A 21,942-nucleotide genomic window follows, 5' to 3' on the forward strand; every position below is an offset into this window, starting at 1 on the left:
TCCCCCAATCTTGTCACGGGCAAGGCTATGGGAAGTCCTTGAGTGTGTCTCATTGCAGCATGTAGGACAGGGACGCAGGCGATGTTCCCTAACCTGGCCTATGCATCGACCATAGGGGACTGCTCCTGCCTTTGTTGACTCGCGGTTTAGGGCATCGTCAGCATAGTCCGTGATTGTTTGCGCTATGCCATGTGTCGGCGTCGTGCGACTGCCAGTAGTAGCTAATTAATGGTGGCTTTCAGGTGCCAGTGCCATCTTCGATGCTGGCCAGCTCCTCGGGTTGAATCCATGCTTGCGTGAAGATTCGCATCCATGGCTCTTGAATGACGGGAGCACCTTGGACGCGCTCGGACTGTCTGAGGAGGAGTGTGTATTTGTGAATCAGTATGAGTAGATGGTCCAGGACAGCGCGTATATCGCCATAGGTCGGTATGTCCGCTGTCCGAGTTCGCTGGGAATGGGCGACATGCTGATTTACGTACCTTCTTACGCGGTGGGAGATAGTGATCAGCTTTTCCAGATCCTCTCTCGCCACCTCAGGATCGAAGTAGCCTGTCTGAAGCGGATCCCCGTAAAACGTGAACGTCAGGTCCAACCGCTGAGCCATCGGCAGCTCTACGCCGCCAATGAACCACTCCCTCGACAGTTTCTGCGGTGCAGCTTCCATTTTCTGTAGCAACTGCACGAAAGAGCCTGTCCTGTTGTCATCGTCGACCATTCTGCGGATTCCTATTGCTACGGTGGCTGAGTACAGCTCACTGACCCACGTAGGAAAGTAAGGGTTCGCCTCAGCAACGCTGCTACTAACAGTTGCTTTTCGGAACGACTCCCAAGTCGCTTGATGACGTAGAAGGGTTGTCACTTCATAATCAATGCTCTTCAACAAGCTGACCCAATGCCTGGGCGGCGACTTCTTGATCCGCGTCCGCTGCCATGGCTCCAGATCGTAGTAGCTTCGAAGCAACTCAGATGGTCCGACAGGCCCGGTTTCTCGTGGTCAGTGTGCATAAACCAATGCTCCAGCCTGACCGCGCACATTGCCTATCACCAGTTTGTGGCGTCACGGATGTTTGACTTTTCGGCCATCGCTGACTTATCTCAAGCAGATATTCGCCCTGCATGCCGAGGGCGGGGAGCGGACGCCTTCCTCATCGAACCAGCGACGACCTCCCGCAGACCACCTGTCTCACCAAGACCTTTGTCCCGTTCGAGACGGTCACCTATTCCGGCGGTAGGGTTTCAGGGTGCCTCGGATCCCTGCAATTCCTCGTAGACCAATTCACTAAGCATTTTCAGGAGTGCGCTCATCTTCGTCTTGTCGCCCAGCGCCTGAAGACTCAGGTTGTAGTGGCTGTCCATCGAGTTCGAGACTGCGTCCGTGACGGCCTTTTCCAAGTGCGGGCTGCTGCCGAAGTGGTTGCGTGAGTTGTTCTGCGCCTGCTTCTGAAGTGTCTCGTTCTTCACCAGCTCTCTGCGTACTCCCTCGACAAAGTGGGCTACAGCGTCCAGCTCCTCACCCTCGAACGGAAGGTTAGCTTGCTGGATGATCTCTTCCCACGTCGCGAGTACCGGGTCCTTCGCCTGTCCGGTGCCCACCTCTGTGGGTGGCTTAAGCAGCGCATCCTCGCCGGAGAGCTGCAGCTGGGCCTGGCCCTTGTCCTTGAGCGCGTATTTGGCAAGCACCACGCCGGAGAGGTCCAGCGCCACCTTCGCGTCGTTCACGCGGAGCACCGGCAGGAGGTGCTTGTAGTAGATCGAGCGCTTCTCCAGGTCCGTGTCGGCGAAGTCGATGATCTGAGAGAGGAAGTCGTAGGCGCGGACAAACGAGCCAAGGTCTTTCCGGAACAGGTCCAGCTCGTCCTGGGCGGCCTTATCGCCCTCCGCAACGGCGGCGTTGTACCGGGTGTTGAAGCGCGACTTCGCCGGAGCCACCCAACCGGAGAGCGCGTTGTTGCCGGCCTCTAGGACATAGGACTTCACCAGCCCGTCCACCTCGGACTCCACGTAGATCTGAGCGGCGTCGAGCTTGGCCTGAAGGTCATGCACCACGTTCGGGTCGGAAGCGCCTTCCAGGGCGGCCTCGCGGAAGTAGGGCTGGAAGGAGGACAAGATTTCGTCCGGGTTGTTGACGAAGTCCAGCACGAAGGTCTGGTCCTTGCCTACGGCTGTGCGGTTGAGCCGGGACAAGGTCTGCACGGCTGAGACTCCGGAGAGCTTCTTGTCCACGTACATTGCCACGAGCAGGGGCTGGTCGAAGCCGGTCTGGAACTTGTTGGCCACCAGCATGATCTGGTACTCGTCTGTCGAGAATGCCTCGGGGAGGGTCCTGCCCTTTAGACCGGGGTTCATGTTGATCTCGGTGAAGTGATCGGGTCCGGATTCGGCGTCAGTGACTTCGCCGGAGAAGGCCACCATGGCGGCCAGGCCGGAGTAGCCGGCGTCGTGTAGGTATGTGTCGATAGCGAGCTTGTACCTCACGGCTTCCTTGCGGGAGCCGGTGACGACCATAGCCTTGGCCTTGCCGTCCAGGCGCCAGGCGACGTTGGCACGGAAGTGCTCCACGATCACCTGGACCTTCTGGCTGATGTTGTACGGGTGCAACTTCACCCAGCTCATCAGCGACTTCAGCGCCTCGGACTTTTCCACCTTGGCGTCCTCGGAGTCGTATTCGCGGCCGTCGTGCGCCAGCCGGTACGCCACCTTGTAACTGGTGTAGTTCTGAAGCACGTCGAGGATAAAGCGTTCCTCGATGGCCTGCTGCATCGAGTACAGGTGGAACGGCTGCGGCAGCCCGTCCGGACCCTTGCGGCCGAACAGCTCCAGCGTCTTGGCCTTCGGGGTGGCGGTGAAGGCGAAGTAGCTGATGTTCTTCGCGTCCGCCCGTTCAGCCATTTCGGCGGCAAGGTACGCCTCGACGTCGAACTCGCCGCCGTCATTGACATCCGCCAGTTCCTCAGTGGAGAGAACCTTCTTGAGCTTGTTCGCGGTGGAGCCGGTCTGGGAGGAGTGGGCCTCGTCGGCGATGATGGCGAAGTTCCGGCCCTTCAGCGCCTGGGACTCGGCGATGGCCTTCAGCGCGAACGGGAAGGTCTGGATCGTGACGATAATGATCGGTGTCCGGGCCACCAACGCCGCGGTGAGTTCGGCCGACTTGGAACCGGCGTTGCCGCGGATGGGGACCACGACGCCGGACTTGTGCTCGATCTGGTAAATCGCGTCCTGCAGCTGGGCATCCAGCACGGTCCGGTCCGTCACGACGATCACCGAGTCGAAGATTTTTTCGTTACCGGCCCCATGCAGGGAGCTGAGCTGGTGCGCGGTCCAGGCAATGGAATTGGTCTTGCCGGACCCGGCGGAGTGCTGCACGAGGTAGCGGTGGTCCGGGCCCTCGGTCCGGGCGGTCTCGATGAGCTCGTTGACGACGTCCCACTGGTGGTAGCGGGGGAACAGCAGGGATTTCCGGACCTCCCGCTCACCGGTGACGGGGTTGGTCTTGTCGCTGATCTGCAGGTGCAGGAACTTTCCGATGATGTTCAACCAGGAGTCGCGCTGCAGCACCTGCTCCCAGAGGTAGCTGGTGGCCGAACCCTTCGGATGGACCGGGTTCCCGGCCCGGCCGTTATCGCCCAGGTTGAACGGGAGGAAGTACGTGTCCTTGCCCTTCAGCTCGGTGGTCATCTGGATCTCATCGTTGCTCCCGGCGAAGTGCACCAGCGCGCGGCGGCCAAAGGACAGGAGAGGTTCTTCCTTGTTCTGCCCGTTCCGGGGCAGCCGGTCCTTGCGGTACTGCTCGACGGCGTCATTGATGTTCTGCGTAAAGTCCGTTTTCAGCTCGATGGTCGCCACCGGCAGGCCGTTGACGAACAGGACGAGGTCGATGCTCTTCCTGATGTCCACCGTGGAGTAATGCACCTGGCGGATCACCCGCAGGTGGACCTTGCCGTAGCGGTCCTGGGTTTCCGGATTCAGACCCATGGCCGGCTTGAACTGGCACATCTCAAACTTCGCGGCGACGTCCTTGAACCCCGTACGCAGCACAGAGAGCATGCCCGCTTCCTTGGCCGCCGGCTTGTCCAGAACCTTGCAGAGCCGGTCCAGCAGCAGCGCCTTGGCGAGCTCGCGCTCGGCAGGGGAGTCCGTGGGCTTCAGGACCTTCGCCAGCTCTTGCGGCTGCGTGTCCGCCAGCCACGCGAAGACATCCTCGGGGACGAGCGCCCGGGCGGCGTCGTAGAGCTCGCTGGCTTTCCGGTGCGGCTCGTAGATCCAGCCCTGGGCCGCAAGGGCATCGCAGATTTCATCCTCGAATGTCACTTCATTGTGTTGCGCCAAAATGAGTCCCCTACTCGTTGGTCTGAAGATCGTGCAGCGATGTTCCATTCGCATCCCGCCACAGCTTTCGCGGATCCCGAACGTGACCGCCGTTCATCAAATCCACGGCCTGCTGGGGACCCGCGAAAAGGTAATCCTGCTTCAGGACGAACCGTTCCCCGGCAACTTCGGCAACTCCGTCCAATACGAGTCTGCTTCGGCGACTCAGGATTGTCTCGGGCGCCCCGGGCCTAGCATCAGCACGAGCTGACGAACCTGCGATGACCAGCATCTGTTCACCGACGAGGCGACATTCCAAATCACAACTACGGTGGTGAAAGTAGTAGGTTGTGCCTTGAACTGGCAAGGATGCGTTCATTACGAAACCCGACTCATCAAATCTTGGATAGCGATTTGCTCGCCCGCCTCGTTCTCCACCTGCCAAAACTCCGCCCCGGGAAGGTTATCAGCGCCGGCGTGGTGCGCTGCGGCGTCCAGCGTGGAAAATTCATGACCGTCAATGACGACCACTCCGTCTTCAGTTACCTCGGCCCGCATCCTGATGGAGTCATCGGCGGGGCTGAGGAAATCACCGGGTGAAAGGATGCCGGCTTCGACAAGGTCAGCGACATCGATTTCAAGATGGGTAGCTGGCTGTGCAATCACCGTAATGGTCGGGGACTCTACCGACTGTCCGGACTTGAGTTTTTCGTAGCCTGCCCTCGTCACCTGGGCCATGAGGATCCGTCGCTCCTGCAGGAACTCCTCATAGCCCATCGTTTCCCAGTCCTCCGGGAGAGCGTGCCAGAACATCTGCTGCCGCAGCGCGTCCCCGTTGAACCCGCGTGCGGCCACCAGAGCCGGCCAATACTCGGAAGGCTCGCGGTCGGAGATCAGGATATTGGTACTCCAGTCGGTGGGCGCGAAGTTGGCGACCTGATTGATCTTCTTCAGGTCTTTAATGCCGACGACGTTTTCCAGGTATTTGCGAGGGTTCAGGTGATGGCCCTCTGTCCCCTTGGTTGCCGGCAAGGAGGGATCCATCCATTGTTGGACTTTGTTCCTCAGCATGAACATATCCGCGTCGAGAATATTCAGCGCGGCGAGGTAAGTCTGATATGCCGGCGACAAGGCGGATGACGATGTCACGAGGGAATCCGGCATTCGCAGGGTCCAGAAATCGTCCGATAGCTCGGCAGAAATGACTGTCTCAAGTGTCGCGACAAAGCTGGCCGAATCGCTGCCATCGATGGCCGTCAAACGATCCAGGTCCTTCTGGAGTTGGGTCTCCGCGCTTCCGGTATAGCGTCCGGACAACTGGGACATGAAGAGCCAGCGGGCCATGAGGTTCCGCAGGGTAGTGACGTCCACACCGAAGCGGGTACGCCCCAGGATCCAGAGGGCATAGCTGGATAGGATGTTCATGTCCGAGGTGACCATTTTCCGGGATTTAAAACCGGCCACGGCGAGGCATCGGATGAATTCGGTCCAGTGCAGGTCTTTGAGCACGACAGGCAGCGCTGCCTGAAGCTTCGCCAGCTCAGCCTCTTGCCGCTCAGGCACGACAAAGCCGGTACTGCGGTCCTTAGCCTGGAGCGCGTTGTACGCGTCGCCAAGCTTGGCCCGGTTCTGACCCACGGCCACCAGCACCCGCACCAGCTGCCCAGCATCGACCGCGAGATAGTTGTTGATCGGAGTCCAGGACACAGTACGGCTCGCGATCTCGCTTGCCCGTTGAGGGGTTAGTCGCGAATTCCGGGCGAAGTCCTCCAGCTGATCCCGCCCTTCCGGCCAAAAGACACTCAGCCACGTCAAGATGAAGTCCGATGCCTTGAGGCTTACGCCCTCGGAGTTGATCCGGACAAAGATGTCTGCGACAACTTCTTTATCAGCGTTGGGCTGGATTTCAACGACGGTAAATTCGTAGTTCCGTAAGGAATCGAGTTGGCCGAGACGCTCCTCGATGAGCTCTTCATCGTCATCGCTCAGGGTTCCTCGAGCTTCTTCATACCGCTTTTTGTACATCTTCCGGACCCTGAGAGGCTTCTCGAAGAAGTCGGAGACGTTACTTATCCAATCCGCTGATTTTTCTATCGCAGTGTTAGTCACCTCAAACTTCTCTGTGATCGGGTTGAAGGCTATGGACATGGACTTGGTGTTGTAGTCCGCATCCCTGACCGCCGCACCCTTGAAAACGGCGTACAGGCTGGTGAGCCGCTGCTGACCGTCAATGATCTGGTGCGCACCAATCCTTCCGGTGGCACCGGAGATCGTTCGAGAAGAATCTTCCTGAGAGACATTCCAGAACATCAGCTCGCCAACGGGGTAACCGCGGTACATGGAGTCGAGTAGGTCGCGGATCTTCGACTTGGGCCACACAAAGGGCCGCTGAAGGTCGGGCAGCTGCACGACCCCTGATTCAACCGAGTCAACCAGACCCTGAACCTTCCATCCAACTGGCTTGAATACCGTGCTCATGCCGCAACTCCTTCGTTAGTGACATCTATCTTGCCGGTGACGGCCACGGAGATGAGGGCGGAGCGACGCTCGCGGAGGAGCTCGATTGCTTGCAATGATTTAGTACGCAGTCCATCGAGTTTGTGGATCTGTTCGTCTAGCCATGTTGTAACCTCCATCTGCTCTTGAAAGGGAGGGACCGGAACCGGTGTTCCTCGCAGGGTCGCTAGAGAAAGGTTCGCGATTGTGGTTCCGCCAGAAGCCGAGACAAAGTAACTCCTCGTCGGGTACGAACGGAGATAATGGGCGAGAAATTGGGCGTGCAGACTTTCGGAACACTTGATGTATGCAGCGCTCTTACTCAACATCACTCGTTGATTTCCTAAAACGGCGCAATTTCCGACTGTGCCATTGATCGACATCAACACTGTGGATTCGTCTAAACTGACATCAGCCGAGCTCAATTGATCTTCTTCTACGAAGTTCGTCGAATCCGTGATTCGTATGCTGTCACCTAGGAGGTTCGTTCCGTTCACGAACGGGATGGAACCCGTGTCTGAGTACGTGGGCGTCCCATGAAGACCATCGCCAATGCCTTTGGATTGCCAGTTGAGCTTAGACACGTTCCAAGCTGTGGGTATGTCACCGAGCCAGGGGATGCCGGAGGGCTTGGTGGGGGCGGTGGGGTCGAGGCCTTTGGTGACGGCGTGGGTGATGAGCGCCTGGCGCTTCTCAGCAAGCAGATTAATGAGGCGCTCTTGCTTACCAATTAGGTCGTCGATCTGGGCGGTTTCGCGGTCGAGGAAAGAAACAATGTTGTTCTGTTCCTCTAGCGGAGGCTTAGGAATAGGTAACTCTTTGGCGTCCGCCCATCGGAAGTCGGTAGATCTTTCCCGAACACCCTTCGCAAGTGAACTAATGTACCCAGTCAATGCAATGTGCCGCAGCGCTCGAGCGTAGAAGTGGGCGTTGAATCCGGGCTTTGGAGTGCAGGCCGAATAGACCGGCGTCGATTGTCCCAGTGAGTCCGAAACCCCAATGGCCCCAGCAAAGGCGTCCATTGCGTGGATCACGAGGTCGCCCGAGTGAATGGTCTGATAGCCAATCTGCTTGTCGCCCTCTGTATAACCGTCGATCCGTCGGTTCGATCGAAGTGTTACTTGGCCGTCCCGGAAGGCCGTCACAATCCCGGCAGATTTGATGACTGGTCTCTTCTGCAAGTCGAAGCCGTTCTTGAGCTTGACCATCTCCCAATGCGCAGGAATATCGCCCAACCAATCGACCCCAGAAGCTTTGTATTCCGGGTGTGGTTTGAGCCCTGTCACTTCTCCACCTCGGCCAGCAACGTTGTAATCTGCGAGATGAGCGTGTTCAGGTCATAGTCGATCTCGTCCAAAGTCCTCGGCGCCAGGTACTTGTAGAAGTGTCGTGTGAAGGGGATTTCGTAGCCAACCTTGGTCTTGGTGTCATCAATCCAGGCGTCGGGGACATGCGGCAAGACCTCGCGGGCGAAGTAGGCCTGGATGTTCTCACCAAGGGGCACATTTTCGGTGTCGCGCAGGTCGGCGTCGGCTTCGGGGATGCCCTTGGGCCCCTTGCAGATGTCGGCGGTCTCGTCACGTTCGGAGAGACCGGCAATGACGGACTTGAGGACCGGTGCGGCCAGTTTCAGGCCTACCTGAGTGAGAGCGGGCTTCAGCACGCGGAGGAAGGCCTCGCGGTTCTTGTAGGTCTCCGCCGTCTCTACCGCCGGTGAGCGGAGGGCCTTCTCCAGAAGCTGCCGGTCGTCGTCGGACAGCTTTTCCACCGGCTTCTGCGCCAGCACGGCGTCGATCCTATCGGGAGCGAAGGCGAAATTGAGCTTAAGCGGGCGCTCGACCGTGATGGTGGAGTAGCCGAAGTCGCGGTTGTTGCGGATTTTGGAGGTCTCGCCGTCATCCTCAAAAGCGCCGTAGAGGCTGACAATCGTGGCGATGTCGTTGGGGCCGAGCTCCTTGCGCTTGGAGCCGAGGCTCTTGCGCATCTTCTGGAAGAAGTCGATGCCGTTGATGAGCTGGATCTTGCCGACGCGCTCCGGATGCTTCTGCTTCTTGCTGTTCGAGAGGATCCAGATGTAGGTGGAGATGCCGGTGTTGTAGAACATATCAGTGGGCAGGGCGATGATGGCCTCCACGAAGTCGTTTTCGATCAGGTACTTGCGGATCTCGGACTCGCCCGAGCCGGCGCCGCCGGTGAACAGCGGTGAGCCGTTCAGGACTATGCCGATGCGGGATCCGCCGTCGTGCGCCGGGCGCATCTTGCGGACCAGGTGCAGCAGGAACAGCAGGGATCCGTCGCTCACGCGGGGCAGGCCCGGGCCGAAGCGGCCGGCGAAGCCGTGGAGTTCGTGCTCCTTCTGGATCTGCGGCTGGATCTTCTTCCACTCAACGCCGAAGGGCGGGTTGGAGAGCATGAAGTCGAACTGCTGGCCGATGTTCTGGTCGTTGGCGAGGGTGTCGCCGACGGAGATCTTGGAGATGTCCTGGCCCTTGATTAGCAGGTCAGATTTGCAGATGGCGTAGGACTCGTCGTTGATTTCCTGCCCATAGGCGACGAGCGAGGCGCTCGGGTTAAGCGCGTGCAGGTGTTCCTGCGCGACGGTGAGCATCCCGCCCGTTCCGGCAGTGGGGTCATAGATGCTCCGGACGATGCCCTCTTTGGTGAGGACGTCGTCGTCGTAGTTCAGCAGGAGCTGGACCATGAGCTGGATGACTTCGCGCGGGGTGAAGTGCTCACCGGCGGTCTCGTTGGAGGCTTCGGCGAAGCGCCGGATGAGCTCCTCGAACATGAGGCCCATCTCGATGTTGCTGATGGTCTCCGGGTGGAGGTCGATCGCGGCGAAGTCCTTGGTCACGTGGTAGAGCAGGTCCGAGCTGTCCAGCTTCTCGAGCGTTTTGTAGAACTCGAAACGCTCGAAGATGTCCCTGGTGTTCTCCGAGAATCCCTGCACGTAATTGAGGATATTCGCCTTGATGTTTGTTGGGTCGTCCAGGAGCTTGGCGAAATTGAACTTCGAGGTGTTGAAGAAGGTGTGGCCGGAAGCCTTCTTCAGGAAGGTGTCCAACGGAATGTTGAGGTCCTTTTTGGCCTCCTGTTCAGCGAGAACGGCGGCCCTGGTTTTTTCGAGGACGCAATCCAAGCGGCGCAGGATGGTGAATGGCAGGATCACCGAGCCGTACTGGGCCGGCTTGTAGGTGCCCCGCAGAATATTCGCGAGGCTCCACACCAGGTTGGCGTTGTTGTTGCCGGCCACTGTTCCCACTTTCTGTGCCGCGGACAGTGGGGTGCGCTGACTTTAGCCGATCACGCCGTCGGCGCCCCCATGCCGTGCAGCGTTCAATCGATCACGCACGTACTTGCCCTTGCATTGTATTGGCGAGGGTGGCTTGGTGGGCGATCGATGGGTTATGGAGAGTCCGGGGTCGCGTCGCCGTGCTGCGTCGGAAGGATATGTGAAGATGTTCAAATGAGTGACAACGACCACGAGCTTTCCCTGTATGTTGACGGCAAGAATGCCTTGGTGGCGGGTGATCCGACAGCCATTGCGGAGCTTTTCCGCAAGTTGGATGTCAAGCCAGAGGACCGTGCCAACTTGGGGTCAGGGGTAGCTGATCTCCTCGCCGGCCTGGCTGGGGCGGTTGCGATGGCGATGTCGGCAAATATCCCGGGCAATTCCTTCCACATGACTCCCGAGTCTTACGCTCGATTTCTGGAACTCGTCGGTTCCACCGAGGAAAAGCTCGGGATTGTCAGCGGGGTGCTGCGACAGTCAGATGGGAGGATTGACACGATCATCGAACTGGTGAGCTCTTCTCCGGTCAACCCTGCCGCGGCCGCGAATGTGCAGCTCATGGCCGCGACTTTGGCGATCCGCGTGGCCCTCAAAGACCTCGATACGCTTGTTCAGGCTGTGGACGCGAAGCTGGACACAATTGTTCGGGATAACCGTGACGAAGCGCTCGGCAACGTACAGGGCACGACCCACGTCCTAGACAAGGCATTTGGATACTTCGAGGAGACGGGGCGGCTGAACGATGCTCTCTGGGACCAGGTGTCGGGGCAGGCGGCGGCTCTTGCCCAGGCTCACGCCGTCGCCCTGAACCACCTGAATACCATTGCCGACAGTCTTACCGTAAAAAACTTCGGCAAGCGAGTCAATAAAGCTGAGACTACTGCAAGGGGGGAGCTGAAGCACTGGCTGGTCATTGCAGCCGTGGCTCTGACAAACATGGTTCGCATGGACGCCCTCGAGGCTGTCCGAAGTGTGCAGGATGGGTCAGACTCCCCGGCTCATGACCGGCATATCGCCAAGGCGCGCGAGCGGCGCATGACCACCACCAGCACGGCAATCCAAAACTTGTCAGACGCTATTTCGAAAGCGGTGGATGTGGATAGCTTTACCCGCATTACGAACCCCCTGGAAATGCCAAAGCTTTACACTGCCGCTGAGGAAATGCAGCGATTATTGCGGGTCTTTAGCTCGTCCTTCGATATGCCGGAGCCAGCGTCGATCGAGCGCACGCACTGGCACGAATCCGTGATCCGCCTTGGCCAAAAAGCTGGGGGTGTCGTGGTGAACTCCGCCGCTGCCGTCGCCGAAGGAGTGGCTTCAGTTCCCAAAGCCATCGGGGAAACTGTCGAAGATACGATCCTGCACGTAGCCCAGGGAATCGAGGCGCGACGACAGAGCCCCGGGGAAATCGAGAAAGCGGAACCTCAACCCGAGAACAACAAGTCTGCAGTCCCTGAAAGCGACCACGCCTCGTCGTAGTACATGGAAATACGAAGCAATGTTTCGGCGTGTCGCCCGTAACCTATTTAGATGCCCCGTTTTGCGCTTGATATAGACTCCGTGCCCCGCCCTGCCCGTGCCCAGGCGCTTCTGGACGCCGTGAACCACCGGGTCGTCATTGCCGACGGCGCGATGGGCACCATGCTGCAGGGCCGGGAGCTCTCACTCGAGGAGGACTTCCTGGGGCTCGAAGGCTGCAACGAGATCCTCAACCACACGCGGCCGGACGTCCTGGCGGACATCCATGACGCGTACTTCGCCGTCGGCATCGACGCCGTCGAAACCAACACCTTCGGCGCGAACTGGTCAAACCTCTCCGACTACGGCATCGACGACCGCATCGAAGAGCTCGCCCGGAAGGGCGCGGAGATCGCCCGCGAACGCGCCGAAGCGGCCGAAAAAACAGACGGACGGATGCGCTGGGTGCTGGGCTCCATGGGCCCGGGCACCAAGCTCCCCAGCCTCGGCCACACCAGCTACGACTACCTCAAGCAGACCTTCGCCCTGCAGGCCGAGGGCCTCATCGACGGGGGAGCGGACGCCTTCCTCATCGAAACCAGCCAGGACCTCCTGCAGACCAAAGCCGCGGTCAACGGCTGCAAACAGGCCATCGTCACCCGCGGCATCAGGCTCCCCATTTTCGTCGAGGTGACCGTCGAGACCACCGGAACCATGCTCATGGGCTCCGAGATCGGCGCCGCGCTCACCGCGCTCGAACCGCTCGGCGTCGACGCCATCGGCCTGAACTGCGCCACCGGCCCGGACGAGATGAGCGAGCACCTGCGCCACCTGTCCAAGCAGTCCTCCGTGGCCATCGCCTGCATGCCCAACGCAGGCCTGCCGGTGCTTGGGCCCAACGGCGCGCACTATCCGCTGTCACCCATCGAACTTGCCACCGCACACGAGCAGTTCGTGCGGGAATTCGGCCTGGGCCTGGTGGGCGGATGTTGCGGTACGACGCCGGAGCACATGGCCGCCGTCGTCGAACGCCTTGCACCCTTCCGCAACGGCGCCTCCGTCGCCAGCGGTGGGAGGGGCAAAGACGGTAGCCGCGTTCCGACCGAACGGGAAGCGGGCATCGCTTCCCTCTACCACCACGTGAATTTCGACCAGGAGCTGTCCTACCTCGCCATCGGTGAGCGCACCAACGCGAACGGTTCGAAGGCGTTCCGCCAGGCGATGCTCGAAGAGCGCTGGGATGACTGCGTCGATATCGCCCGCGAGCAGGTCCGTGTTGGCGCGCACCTGCTGGACGTGTGCATCGACTATGTGGGGCGCGACGGCGTGGCCGACATGAAGGAGATCGTCTCCCGTTTCGCGTCGGCCTCCACGCTCCCCCTGGTCATGGACTCCACCGAACCGGCAGTACTTCAGGCCGGGCTCGAACACATCGGCGGCCGCCCCGTGGTTAACTCCGTCAACTACGAGGACGGCGACGGCCCCACCAGCCGCTTCGCGCGCATCATGCCGCTCGTGAAGGAGCACGGCACCGCCGTGATCGCCCTGACCATCGACGAGCAGGGCCAGGCGCGCACCACCGATGGCAAGGTGGCCATCGCCTCACGCCTCGTCGACGCCCTGATGGGCGAATGGGGGATGCGGGTAGAAGACATCATCGTCGATTGCCTGACCTTTCCGGTCGCCACCGGCCAGGAAGAGACCCGCCGGGACGGCATCGAAACCATCGAGGCCATCCGCCAGATCACCGCGAAGTACCCCGGCATCAACACCACGCTCGGCGTCTCCAACGTATCCTTCGGCCTGAACCCGGCAGCCCGCATGGTCCTGAACTCGGTGTTCCTGCACGAGGCCACACAGGCGGGCTTGTCCAGCGGCATCATCGACGCCGCCAAGATCGTGCCCCTCGCGTCCCTGCCGGAGGAGCAGCGCAAGGTGGCGCTGGACCTCGTCTGGGACCGCCGCGAATACGACGCCGACGGCAACGTCACCTACGACCCGCTGGCCATCATGCTGGACCTGTTCGCCGGCGTCGACACCGCAGCACTCAAGGACCAGCGCGCCGCCGAACTCGCGGCGCTGCCCACGGGTGCGCGCCTGGAACGGCGCATCATCGACGGCGAGGGCAAGGGCCTTGAAGCGGACCTCGACCTGGCGCGGTCCGAAGGATTGACCCCGCTCGGCATCATCAACGACTACCTGCTCGAGGGCATGAAGGTGGTGGGCGAGCGCTTCGGCGCCGGCGAAATGCAGCTGCCGTTCGTGCTGCAGTCCGCCGAGGTGATGAAGAACGCCGTGGCGCTGCTGGAGCCGCACATGGAGAAGTCGGATTCGTCGGGCAAGGGCACCATGGTGATCGCCACTGTGCGCGGCGATGTGCATGACATCGGCAAGAACCTGGTGGACATCATCCTCGCCAACAACGGCTACAAGGTCATCAACATCGGCATCAAGCAGGGCATCGCCGAGATCATGGCCGCGGCGGAGGAGCACAACGCCGACGTGATCGGCATGTCCGGCCTGCTGGTGAAGTCCACCGTGGTGATGAAGGAGAACCTCGCGGAGCTGCAGTCCCGTGGCCTGGCGAAGAAGTGGCCCATCATCCTCGGCGGTGCAGCCCTGACCCGCGCGTACGTGGAGCAGGACCTGGCGGAGCAGTTTGATGGCGTGGTCAGGTACGCCAAGGACGCCTTCGAAGGCCTCTCACTCATGGAACCGCTGGTCCGCGTCGCCCGCGGCGAGTCGCCGGACGACGTCGGCCTTCCGCCGCTGAAGAAGCGGATCCATAAGGGCGGCGCGAAGTTTACGGTGACCGAACCGGAGGCGATGCCCGGACGTTCCGACGTCGTCGCTGACAATGCCGTGCCTGCGCCGCCGTTCTGGGGCACGCGCATCGTACGCGGCGTGGCACTGCACGACTACGCGGCCTTGCTTGACGAGCGCGCCACGTTCATGGGGCAGTGGGGGCTCAAGCCCGGCCGCGGCGATGACGGCGCCTCCTACGAGGAACTGGTGGAACTCGAGGGACGGCCGCGCCTGCGGTACTGGCTGGACCGCATCCTCGCCGAGGGAATGCTCGACGCCTCCGTCGCGTACGGCTATTTCCCGGTGGTCTCCGAGGGGGAACAGGTAGTGGTGCTGCACCACGGCGAGGATCCCGACGGCGTCCTCGGCACTGCGGGACTGCTCGCCCCCGACGGCGGCTCAGGCGGCCCGATCGGCACCGAGCGTCTGCGTTTCGACTTCCCGCGCCAGCGCCGGGACCGGCACCTGTGCCTCGCCGACTTCGTGCGGTCACGCGAATCGGGCCAGATCGACGTGCTGCCGGTCCAGCTGGTCACCGCCGGTTCAGCGATCGAGGAGTTCACGTCCAAGATGTTTGCCGCGAATCAGTACCGCGACTACTACGAGCTCAACGGCCTGGTCATGCAGCTCACCGAGGCGCTTGCGGAATTCTGGCACGCCCGCATCCGCACCGAGCTGGGTTTCGCAGCCGAGGAGCCCAAGGACAAGGCCGGGTACTTCAAGCTCGATTACCGCGGCGCCCGCTTCTCGCTCGGCTACCCCGCGTGCCCTGACATGGAGGACCGCCGCAAGGTGACGGAACTGCTGAAACCCGAGCGGATGGGCGTGATCCTCAGCGATGAGCTGATGCTGCACCCCGAACAGTCCACCGACGCGTTCGTGTTCCACCACCCGGAGGCGAAGTACTTCAAGGTGTGAGTTGGTGCCTGCTTCCGCGGGGACAGGGCCTAAGCTTCCCCTATGGGAATTATCATCACACTGCTTATCATTTGGCTGATCCTTTCGATCCTCGGCTTCGTGGTGAAGGGCCTGCTGTGGCTGGCATTCATCGGCCTGATCCTGTTCGTGGCTACGGCCGTCTGGGGCTGGTTCAAACGGAGAGCCAACGTCTAACGCCTAGCTAAAAAGAAGCGGACGACGGCGGGAGCTTGCTTCACGGGGTGAGCTGAAGCCGGTCTTTGGCCTGGCCGGAGTGAGCCTTCGCGGCGTGCCCGCCCATGCTGGAGACCGGCTTGACCCGCCGGAACGTCGCGAGAACGGCCCGCCCCACGAGAATGATTCCGACGATCGTGGTGACGGCCCGCAGGGTGTCCCAGCCCGCCGTCGACGTCACCAGCGAATACAGCAGGAAACTGCTCAGGTTGGTGCCCAGCGGCGCGCCGGGCTGGTAGGAGATGCCGGTGCCGGCACCTACCGCGAAGGGCCAGAACCACAGATTGGTCAGCAGGCCGAACAGGTAGGACGCCACGGCGCCGTACGCGCACAGCATCCACAGTTCGGCTTTGCCCCGGACCCGGCGGGGGAGCAGGCCGGCTCCGGCGCCGACCCACGCACAGGCGAAGATCTGGAACGGCGTCCAGGGCCCGATGCCACTCCACAACGCGCTGGAGACCGCGATGGTGGCGGCGCCGAGGAGCAGGCCGAAACGGGCACCGAAGGCCCGTCCGGCCAGGATCAGCAGGATAAAGACTGCTTCAACGCCCCCGACGCCGGTGCTCGCCACCCGCACAGCGGAACCTACCGCTGCCAGGACGCCGAGCAACGCCACGGTATGTGCGGAGCGGACCGAGCCGTCGAGGGACACGACGATGGCAACGACGGCGATCGGCGTGATGGCCAGTGCCGCGTAGGGGAGGGCTGCGGCGGCATCCTCCGGGAGGGCTGCGGCGAGCAAGGGCCAGCAGAATGCTGCGAGGGCGAGAATGTTCGCGGCTGCGAGAACTGCGAGCTCCACGCCCCGCGGCATCCGGATGTGTCGCCGTTTTTTGGCGCCCTGGGGATCTGTTGATTCCTCGACAACCCTTGGTCTTGCCCCGGCAGCTGCTGGCCGGATAAACGGAAGGGCCGGTTCGGCCGCAGTGGCCGCCGCGGTGGAGGGCGCGACGCCGTCACGGATCGGGAGGATTCGGGCGCCGAGTCCGTGGGCAAAGTCGAGGTCGTGGGTAGCGATCAGGACAGCCGTGCCGGCATCCGCTGCGGCCCGAAGCGCGGCGGTGACTGCCGCGCGCGCCGCAGGATCGAGCCCGCGAGTGGGCTCATCAATCATGAGTACCTGGGGATCGTCCATGGTCTGCAGCGCGATGGCAAGGATCCTGCGCTCTCCTGCGGAGAGGTCCCGGGGATGCTCGTGCCCGATGGGAATGGTGACGTCTCCCCGCAAACGGGCCAGGCGTGATGCCGCGGAGCCAGGCTCAGGCCGTCCGCCGTCCTTTCGGCGCGCCTGGCGCCGTTCGGCCGCGCGGAGCTCTCCTGCGACCGTGTCCCTGGTGAAGAGATCGTCCGAGGCGTCCGGGACGAGGGCGACCCGACCGCCGTCGAGCATGTTTTGACCGCCCGTGCCGCCGTCGACTGTTCCGTCACCAACCGTTCCCTCACCGAGGGCGAGCGCCACCAGGAGAGACGACTTCCCGGCCCCGTTTGGGCCCACCAGGGCGACCACTTCACCGCGGTGCAGGGTCAGGGACGCCTCGCGCACCACCGGCGTGCCCTTGCGGTGTACCGCGAGCTTGGTCGCAGTCAGCACGGGCACGAGGTCCGCTGGCTGTGCCGGCGTGGGACGGGTACAGGCAGGGTGCGAACGCGCGGCTGGCGCTGAAGAGGGCACAAGGGCGCCGTCGTTGATGGTCCACCACGAGTCGGCAACCGGCAGGAGCGCTTCCGCCCGGTGCTCAGCCACGATGACGCAGACGCCGGCATCGCGGGCGAGGGCGTTGAGCACGGCGAGGACTCGTCCACGTGCTGCGGTGTCAAGGTCGGCCAGTGGCTCGTCAACCAGGAGCAGGGCCGGCTGCTCCACTACCGCGGCGGCGATGGCCACGAGCGTTGCCTCACCGGCCGAGAGGGTGCTGAGATTCCGGTCCAGCAGCGCCGACACCCCAATAGTCTCGGCGACCTCCAGCACCCGGGCCTTGGCGGTACCGGACGCCACGCCGCGCAGTTCAAGTGCGAGGGAAATTTCGTCCCGGACCCGCGTGCTGGCAAATGCTGCGCGCGGATTCTGCAATACGACGCCGATGAGGCGGGCGGTATCGCGAGGCGGCGTGGTGCCCCGGTCCGTTCCACCGACGCGCACGGTGCCGGAAATTTCTCCACCGTCAACGTGCGAGAGGAGGCCGGCGACACCCCGCAGGATGGTGGACTTGCCGGAGCCTGTCGGGCCGGTGATGACAGCAACTGACCCGCTTGGCGGCGCGAATCCGGTGACGCGCACCCGCGCATCACCAATGCGGAACTGTGCGTCCCGGACCAGAACCGGCGCTTCGTTGCCGAGGCCGGGTTGGAGTGGTGCCCGGCTCCCGAAGCCCCGCAACTCCAGAGCGGCGGCCACCCGGCCGGCGTGCTCAAGGGTCCGCTCGAGCACGGGAACAAGGGAGCGGGGTCCGAAGCGCTCGCCCCGCAATCGAAACGCCAGGCGCACGGAGGTGACGGCGTCGGCGAGTGCCGGAAGCGCCGCCCACGCCACCACAAGCATCCGGGCAATGCCCTGCATGGGGCCGCGTCGGGCCAGGTGCACGAAGCCTCGCGCCACGTCCACCCAGGCGTTGAGGATGCCGAAAGCGAGGATCAGCCCGGCAATCGGCAGGGCGGACAGAACCGCCTGCCACAAGCCGGGTCCCGTTAAGGGACCGAGGAGGACCACATGGGCGTACGGGGGAGGCAGCCGAACCGGCGGCAGGTCGAGCAGTACCGGTTCGCCGATGCCCGCCCCGTTGAAAAGGATGCGGTAGATGACCCGCGCCGCGATGAAGACGACGGCGAGAGCCGCCGCTGCACGTAACGGCGCGGGTCGAAACGTCATGCCTTAGGAGCGGCTGGTTCGCCGTCGACCGCGTAGAGCAGTTCCAGGCTCTCTCCGGGCTTCACCTGCAGGGTGGCGAGGCCTTCCTGGGCGTAGGCCCAGTCACCGGTGGCCGGCTTCACCCAGAGGGACCAGTAGGCAAAGGCGGCGGGCATGCCGCTGCATTCTTCCTTGTACGTGCCGCCCTTGTGGACGATGTCGAAGTCCGCGGCCGGTACGCCGTTCACGCGGCACACCAGTTCGTTGGGATATTGGGTAGTGCCTACAGTTTTGACGTCTGCCTGGTCGAGCACCTTGGAAGCGGGCGTCGGCGCGTCCACCGGGACGCAGACGGACTTGTCAGCGGCGGCCTGCTTCAGGGCGCCCGAATCAACGATGACCTTCACGCCGGTGCAGGGTCCGGATGAGGAGGCGGATGAAGCCGGCGAAACCGGTGCGGAGGTGGTTGGCTGGCTGGCGACCGGGGTAGAACAGGCGGCGAGGGTAATCAGGAGACCTGCGGCGGCGAGGGAGCTCGCGGCGGCGGTGCGGATCGTAGTCAAAGTCACCTGTCAAGGGTATTCCGTTGCTGGTCAGGAGCGGGATGCTGTCGCCTGTATGACGTCAGCGTTGCCCGTAGCGTACGACGGTGGTCAACGTCATCGGGTTGGAGTCATCGCATAGCTGGGCAGCATCAGGTTTTCCCGGTTCGTGAACTTGTATAGATGTATACAAGTAGGATGATCGGTGGAGGTCCCTACATGGCAGATTCACCGTCCCGGAACACCGGGGCACACGTTGTCTACACGGAGCTGAAACGGCAGATCCTGGGCCTTGAGCTCAAGCCTGGAGCCCGTATCTACGAACCGGCAATGGCTGAGGCGCTGCAGGTGAGCCGTACGCCGCTGCGGGAGGCCATCCGAAGGCTCATTTCGGAGAACCTGCTGGAACAGCAGCCTACCGGGGGCGTGCTGGTCCCGGCCCTGGATGCGGCCGTCATTTCCGAGCTGTACGAGGTGCGCGCGGCGATGGAATCGCTCATGGCACGGCAGGCGTGCGTGACGGCGACGCCGGCGGACATCGAAGTCCTCAACGGCATTCTTGAGCGCAACGCCGCCCTGGTGCAGTTTGCCGACGAAGCCATGAAGCAGGGCATGTCGCTGCACGCAAAAATCGCCGAGATTGCTGGGAATTCATGGGCCCGGCGGTTCCATGACCAGATTTCCAGCCAGATGGAGCGGTACCGCCACTTCACCAACAGCACGCAAGAACGGCGGGACCAGGCCCTGGCACAGCACCGGATCCTGGTGGCTGCGGTGGCCGCCGGCAAGCCCGAAAAGGCAGCCAAGCTCGCTTTCGACCACGTCATGGGAGCCCGGGACGCAGCGGTGCGGGCCATCACCGGCAGCAGTCTCCTCACCTCATGATTGGTGAACTCGGACGCCGCTCGGCCACAGCCCTCCTCACACATTCGGCCCTGATCCAGGCTGTGACCTTCCTGGTCCGTCCCGCCGCCACCTACCGGGCCCTCGAGCTGGACGTTCCCGGTTTCGCACTGGGCCTCCTCGCCGCCAGCTACGCCGTCTTCCCCTTGTTGCTGGCAGTCCCCACGGGCGGACTGGTGGACCGCCTGGGTGAGCGCCGGCTGATGGCAATCGGATCCGGCGTCGTTCTTGGCTGCTCTGTCTTCCTGCTGCTCTGGGGATCGTCGATCGTGACCCTGGTGATCGGGACCGCGTTCCTCGGCGCCGGCCAACTTGCTTGCGTGGTGGGGCAGCAAGCGGTGGTGGCCAATAACGCTGCCGCATCCAGGATGGACTCGGCCTTCGGCTACCTGACCTTCGCGGCATCGCTGGGACAGGCCCTGGGGCCATTGGCGATTTCCCTGGTGGGAGGCGCCTCGATCCGCCCCGACACCCAAGCGATCTTCTTCCTCTCTGCCTGCATGAGCCTGGTGTTGTTCGTGGCCACTTTCGGCGTCTCGGCCAAGGTCAGCTGCAGCAGGAGGAGAGCAGTTGTGGGCGACGGCGATGGCGGCAATGGCAATGTCGTTTCGCTGCTGAGGACACCCGGCGTCGCACGGGCTTTGGCCACCAGCGCCACCGTCCTGGCCGTGGTGGACCTGACCATGGTCTACCTCCCGGCGCTCGGATCCGAGCGCGGGTTCACTGCGGCAACGGTGGGCCTGATGCTCACCACCCGTGCCGCGTTCTCCATGCTTTCCCGGCTCTTGTTGGGCCAGATGGCCCGGAAGCTGGGGCGCATGCGTTTGCTTTGCGCTGTCCACAGCCGCACTCTCTGCGGCGGCCATTCCCATGCCGGCATGGCTGCTGTTTGTGGTGATGGCTGTACTGGGGTTGGGGCTCGGGATTGGCCAGCCCCTCACCATGTCCTGGCTTTCAGCGCAGGCGCCGGCGGGGCAGCGCGGCCGGGCGCTTGCCTTGCGCCTGGCCGGCAACAGGGTCGGCCAGGTGGTCCTGCCCAGCGCCATCGGCGTAGTGGCGGCAGGGCTTGGCGCGGGAGGAGTCTTCCTGGCATCGGCGGTGGTGGTAGGCGGGACGCTCCTGCTGCTGCGCGGTGTGCGCCTGGACGATTAGACCCCTCACCCCAAAAGGCCCGCTCACGATGCCGACCGCGTGTCGAACGCCCCGGCCGATTCCCGTAGAAGGCGTGCGACGGTGTCCACCGGCGTGCTGGGCGACCGTCTGCGGTCGAACCGTCGCAGGACGATGCGTCGCGTTCCGAGCCCGGGGACGTCCAGAACGTCGACTCCGTCGTGGGCGACGCCGCTCAACGCCAAAGTGGGCACGATCGCAATACCCTCGCCCGCAGCGACGAGTGCGAGAGCGGTCAGCGTGTCCTGGTACTGGTGCGCGGTCTCCATCCGGGCGCCCGCTGACTGACGGAGCCGGCCGAGCACTGCAGAGTTGGCGGCCATGGGATCGACCCCAAGCCATGGAAGTGGCAGCCGGGCAAGGTCGATGTTCTCGGTGGTGAGCAGGGCGCCGGCGGGAACCACCAGCTTCCATGGCTCGTCCAACAGGGGTTCCTCGGTCATTCCGGCGGAAAGTGAACGCTGTTCGGCCGTCGTCGAATCGAGCTCGACCACGACGGCGTCGAGCTCGCGCTGGCGGAGCAGCCGCATCAGGGCAGGGAAGTCGTCCTCGACGATCCGGATCTGTAATTGCGGGTACTTGGTGCGCCACTCGGGCAGGCGCGGGATCACCACCGTCCGGACGAAGCTGGTGAATCCGCCCACGCGCACGACGCCTGCGATCTTGGCCACGCCTTCGATGCGGGCGCGGGCGACGCTGAGTGCGCGTTCAATTTCCTCGCCAGCTTCCGCAACTGCCAGCCCGGCGGGTGTCAAGGCTGAGCCTTTGGGCGTGCGCACCACCATGGTGTGCCCCGTCTCGTCCTCCAATTTGGTGAGCTGCTGTGAGACGGCCGAGGCCGTAATTCCCAGTTCGTCAGCCGCGGCGAGCACCCCGCCCGTACGGGCAACCGCAAGAAGAACGCGCAGCCTGCGCGGATCGATATCCATGTTAAGTAGTTCTAAACCATACCTTCAGTTAAATGCAATTGC

At 62.7% G+C, this 21,942-nt stretch carries 13 protein-coding genes and 1 pseudogene; 5 read left to right on the forward strand and 9 right to left on the reverse strand.

All coding sequences use genetic code 11. From position 1 onward, the window contains the following. Nucleotides 1–238 precede the first annotated feature (238 nt). From QFZ40_RS01530 to QFZ40_RS01555, 6 genes are all read right to left on the reverse strand, one after another. Complete coding sequence (locus QFZ40_RS01530; RefSeq protein WP_306902453.1) at nt 239–718, reverse strand: hypothetical protein; 480 nt, start codon at nt 716–718, stop codon at nt 239–241. Between the two features lie 521 nt (nt 719–1,239). Beyond that, complete coding sequence (locus QFZ40_RS01535; protein WP_306902454.1) at nt 1,240–4,311, reverse strand: type I restriction endonuclease subunit R; 3,072 nt, start codon at nt 4,309–4,311, stop codon at nt 1,240–1,242. Between the two features lie 28 nt (nt 4,312–4,339). Then, the gene (locus QFZ40_RS01540; RefSeq protein ID WP_306902455.1) at nt 4,340–4,513 is read right to left on the reverse strand and encodes a DUF4357 domain-containing protein; all 174 of its coding nucleotides are present in this window, start codon (nt 4,511–4,513) and stop codon (nt 4,340–4,342) included. Nucleotides 4,514–4,686: 173 nt separating this feature from the next. Next, on the reverse strand, nt 4,687–6,786 hold the full coding sequence (locus tag QFZ40_RS01545; RefSeq protein WP_306902456.1) for a GmrSD restriction endonuclease domain-containing protein: 2,100 nt from the start codon (nt 6,784–6,786) through the stop codon (nt 4,687–4,689). Then, nucleotides 6,783–8,090, reverse strand: coding sequence for a restriction endonuclease subunit S (locus QFZ40_RS01550; protein ID WP_306902457.1), 1,308 nt, complete (start codon nt 8,088–8,090; stop codon nt 6,783–6,785). The genes QFZ40_RS01545 and QFZ40_RS01550 overlap by 4 nt, the downstream gene beginning before the upstream one ends. Beyond that, a complete protein-coding gene (locus QFZ40_RS01555) occupies nt 8,087–10,057 on the reverse strand; it encodes a type I restriction-modification system subunit M (RefSeq protein ID WP_306902459.1) in 1,971 nt (656 codons plus the stop codon). Before QFZ40_RS01555 ends, QFZ40_RS01550 begins: the two co-directional genes overlap by 4 nt. A gap of 213 nt (nt 10,058–10,270) precedes the next feature. Between QFZ40_RS01555 and QFZ40_RS01560 the strand changes: the two genes are divergently transcribed. Genes QFZ40_RS01560 through QFZ40_RS01570 form a run of 3 tightly spaced genes read left to right on the forward strand, consistent with a single transcriptional unit; the run spans nt 10,271 to nt 15,472 of the window. Continuing rightward, nucleotides 10,271–11,575 (forward strand): hypothetical protein, encoded by a 1,305-nt coding sequence (locus tag QFZ40_RS01560; protein ID WP_306902460.1) that lies wholly within the window; start codon nt 10,271–10,273, stop codon nt 11,573–11,575. 51 nt (nt 11,576–11,626) lie between these two features. Next, nucleotides 11,627–15,277: a methionine synthase gene (gene metH, locus QFZ40_RS01565; RefSeq protein WP_306902461.1), complete on the forward strand. Its 3,651-nt coding sequence runs from the start codon at nt 11,627–11,629 to the stop codon at nt 15,275–15,277. Nucleotides 15,278–15,319: 42 nt separating this feature from the next. After that, nucleotides 15,320–15,472, forward strand: a complete 153-nt coding sequence (locus QFZ40_RS01570) for a hypothetical protein (protein ID WP_306902462.1) — start codon at nt 15,320–15,322, stop codon at nt 15,470–15,472. 40 nt (nt 15,473–15,512) lie between these two features. Here QFZ40_RS01570 and QFZ40_RS01575 read toward each other — a convergent pair whose 3' ends face one another. Together QFZ40_RS01575 and QFZ40_RS01580 are read right to left on the reverse strand one after the other, a co-directional pair. Then, nucleotides 15,513–18,377 carry an ATP-binding cassette domain-containing protein gene (locus QFZ40_RS01575; protein WP_306902463.1) on the reverse strand — a complete coding sequence of 955 codons (2,865 nt, stop codon included), beginning with the start codon at nt 18,375–18,377 and terminating at the stop codon, nt 15,513–15,515. Further along, a complete protein-coding gene (locus tag QFZ40_RS01580; protein ID WP_306902464.1) occupies nt 18,374–18,925 on the reverse strand; it encodes a hypothetical protein in 552 nt (183 codons plus the stop codon). Before QFZ40_RS01580 ends, QFZ40_RS01575 begins: the two co-directional genes overlap by 4 nt. Before the next feature lie 192 nt (nt 18,926–19,117). On the opposite strand from QFZ40_RS01580, the gene QFZ40_RS01585 reads away from it, so the two are divergent. Beyond that, nucleotides 19,118–19,783: a GntR family transcriptional regulator gene (locus tag QFZ40_RS01585; protein WP_306902465.1), complete on the forward strand. Its 666-nt coding sequence runs from the start codon at nt 19,118–19,120 to the stop codon at nt 19,781–19,783. Then, nucleotides 19,780–20,953: pseudogene (locus QFZ40_RS01590) on the forward strand (MFS transporter). Before QFZ40_RS01585 ends, QFZ40_RS01590 begins: the two are co-directional and overlap by 4 nt. Before the next feature lie 23 nt (nt 20,954–20,976). On the opposite strand, the gene QFZ40_RS01595 reads toward QFZ40_RS01590, so the two are convergent. Continuing rightward, a complete protein-coding gene (locus QFZ40_RS01595) occupies nt 20,977–21,900 on the reverse strand; it encodes a LysR family transcriptional regulator (protein WP_306902466.1) in 924 nt (307 codons plus the stop codon). Between the last annotated feature and the right edge of the window lie 42 nt (nt 21,901–21,942).

Source organism: Arthrobacter pascens (genome assembly GCF_030816475.1).
GTDB lineage: Bacteria > Actinomycetota > Actinomycetes > Actinomycetales > Micrococcaceae > Arthrobacter > Arthrobacter pascens_B.